Source organism: Streptomyces bobili, from assembly GCF_002154575.1.
GTDB lineage: Bacteria > Actinomycetota > Actinomycetes > Streptomycetales > Streptomycetaceae > Streptomyces > Streptomyces bobili.
In genome coordinates this window covers 1-2,542 of sequence record NZ_MUBA01000259.1, presented here as the reverse complement: position 1 = coordinate 2,542, position 2,542 = coordinate 1, and the positions used below count along the sequence as shown (strand labels likewise).

3 protein-coding genes are annotated in these 2,542 nt (G+C 72.0%); 1 reads left to right on the top strand and 2 read right to left on the bottom strand.

The window, feature by feature from the left end; translation table 11 throughout:
* Positions 1 to 132: 132 nt before the first annotated feature.
* Positions 133 to 915, bottom strand: a complete 783-nt coding sequence (locus tag BZL64_RS21315) for a serine protease (RefSeq protein ID WP_086770800.1) — start codon at positions 913 to 915, stop codon at positions 133 to 135.
* A 275-nt stretch (positions 916 to 1,190) separates the two neighbouring features.
* Here BZL64_RS21315 and BZL64_RS21310 point away from each other — a divergent pair, with 275 nt between their 5' ends.
* Positions 1,191 to 1,772, top strand: coding sequence for a YdeI/OmpD-associated family protein (locus BZL64_RS21310; protein WP_086770799.1), 582 nt, complete (start codon positions 1,191 to 1,193; stop codon positions 1,770 to 1,772).
* Between the two features lie 4 nt (positions 1,773 to 1,776).
* On the opposite strand, the gene BZL64_RS21305 is transcribed toward BZL64_RS21310, so the two are convergent.
* Entirely contained in the window at positions 1,777 to 2,412 is a 636-nt protein-coding gene (locus BZL64_RS21305) for a hypothetical protein (RefSeq protein ID WP_086770798.1), read from the bottom strand.
* Positions 2,413 to 2,542 lie beyond the last annotated feature (130 nt).

Genomic DNA, 2,542 nt, shown 5'->3' with positions numbered 1-2,542 from the left:
GTGGGGGAGGGGACTTCGGCGGCGGCTTCTGACCGGAGGGCCCGGTTACGCCACGCGTGCACGCGGACGGGCCCGGCGCTGGACGCGCCGGGCCCGTGGACGTCGTACGAAGAGGTGCGGAGCCGGAGCGGGTCAGAGAGAGGCCGCCGCAGAGGCTATGGCCGAGGCGAACGTGGAGACCTCGCTGTAGACGCCGGGCGCGTTGGGCCGGGCGCAGCCGATGCCCCAGCTGACGATGCCGACCTGGATCCAGGCGTTGGCCGCGTCCCGGCGGAACATCGGGCCGCCCGAGTCGCCCTGACAGGTGTCGACGCCGCCGGCCGCGTACCCGGCGCAGATCTCGTCGCTCGCGATCAGGCCGCTGTAACCGCTGTAGGAACGGCAGGTGGCGTCACTGACGAACGGCACGGTCGCCTTCAGCATGTACCGCTGCTGGGAGCCGCCCTCGGTGGCCGAGCCCCAGCCGGCCACGGTGAAGGTGCCGGTGTTGTACTGCGTGGTGGTGGCGATCTTCAGGGTCGGCAGATTGATGGGCTGCGCGAGCTTGATGAGCGCCCAGTCCTTGCCGTTGCCGTTGTAGCCGGGCGCCCGGTACACGTACGTGGAGCGGACCTGGACGCGACCGGTGCTGGACTGGAGGTCCACGACACCGGCGGTGGCGGTGATGCTGGTGTTGGCGCCGGTCGAGCCCACGCAGTGCGCGGCGGTGAGCACGATCTGCTGGGTGTAGAGCGCGCCGCCGCAGCCCATGGAGAGCCGGACCATGAACGGGAACTCGCCCTGCGCGGCACGTGTCCCGCCCACGACCGGCGAGGGGGCGGCCTGGGCGGACGAGACGGGCTGAAGGCTGGCGATCGCGAGGGCGGCGGCGCCGACGGCCGCGAGTCTCTTGAGCGCGGTGAGGAGATTCTTCAACGTGGTGCCTTCCGTGGGGGGTTGACCGTGTCGGGGGGATCTCGTGGTGCCCGAAACATAGAATTGACGCGCACATGACAACAGTGGCAACAAAGAAGTGCCCGCTTGCTGGCATGAGCAAGTCAAATCTGTTGCTGGATTATGAGAACGCCGCAAGCCTTCGCACAAGGGGTGCGATCCGGCCACGCCGATGCCGATGCCGACGGTCCGGGCGCGGGACGCGAAGGGCGGCATCTAGGACGGAAACCGGCCTATACGGCTCCTACCCTGTCCCCATGACCGAGTCCGCCGTGCCCCTCGCGTTCCCCGACGTCTGCGCCCTCGACGACTGGCTCACCGCGCATCCGGCGCCGCACCCGGGCCTCTGGATCCAGGTCGCCAAGAAGGGTTCCGGGGTCCGGTCCGTCACCGCCGCCGACGTCAACGACGTGGCCCTGTGCCACGGCTGGATCACCGGACAGCGCAAAGGGCTCGACGACACGTCGTTCCTCCAGCGGATCACACCCCGCAGGCCGGGCAGCCTCTGGTCGGCCGTCAACGTGCGCCGGGTGGAGCAGCTGACCGCGGCCGGGCGCATGCGGCCCGCCGGTCTCGCCGAGGTGGCGGCGGCACGGGCCGACGGACGGTGGGCGGCGGCGTACGCCTCGCAGCAGGACGCCACCGTCCCCGCGGAACTCGCGGCCGCCCTGGAGCGCAGTCCGCGGGCCCGTGTGACCTTCGGCCGCCTGGGCCGCACCGACCGCTACCTCGCCATGCTCGGCGTACTCCGCGCCCGGTCCCCGGAGCAGCGGTCGGTCCAGGTCGCCGCGGCGATCGCCAGGTTGGAGGGTGCGGCGGACGCCGCCGACGGCGGGTGACGGATCAGCCCCGCACCGCCGCCTTCGCCAGGCGGATCAGCTCGTCGAAGTCGACGGCCCCAGGGTCCCCGTGGTCGTTCTCCGGCACGTGCATGTGCCCGCACACGCCCTGGAAGTCGTTCCACCGCGCCCCGCTCATCCGCTGCCCGGCCCCGTTCCCGTAGGACCTCGGGTACGCCGGCCACAGCGCCGGGCCGCGCAGGGGTACGCCGTGCTGCTCGTGCGCCCACGCCAGGAAGCGGGCGACGCCGAGGAGCGCCCAGCCCGGCGCCTTCGGCCAGTAGACGTGGGCCTTGCCGCTCGCCTGCCACTTGGTGTGCAGCTCGGGGTCGCAGGTGCCGACCAGTTCCACCTGGCAGACGTTCAGCGTGTTCGTCTGCACCCCGCCGGGCCTGTTGCGCAGAGCGCGGGAGGAGATGTCGATGTCGAAGTGCTGGTACCAGGTCAGTTTCCTGGCCGCGAGATCCGGCACCGCCGTGAGGTTGGGCGCGGAGGCGCCGCCCTGGTAGCCGGGCAGCGAGCGGCCCTCGGTGGTGTGCAGGACGACGACGTTGACCTCCATCCGGTCGCCGCCGAAGTCGTCCTGGTACCAGTGGTCGCGGCGTGCGCCGGGGTAGTGCTGCGGTCCGGTCCTGGTCATGGCGCCTCTCCTCGGTCGGGGTCCCCGGCCACAGCGGCGGGGGCGCCCTGAAGAACGACCGACCCCCCACGCCCGTCGCGCACCCGACGGCCCCGCACCTGTGTCCGGACCGGCCCTTACGCCCCACGCC

Excerpts from the sequence above, each read along its gene's own strand:
- BZL64_RS21310 (WP_086770799.1), top strand. The coding sequence starts at position 1,191 with ATGACCGAGTCCGCCGTGCCCCTCGCGTTCCCCGACGTCTGCGCCCTC.
- BZL64_RS21305 (WP_086770798.1), bottom strand. The coding sequence starts at position 2,412 with ATGACCAGGACCGGACCGCAGCACTACCCCGGCGCACGCCGCGACCAC.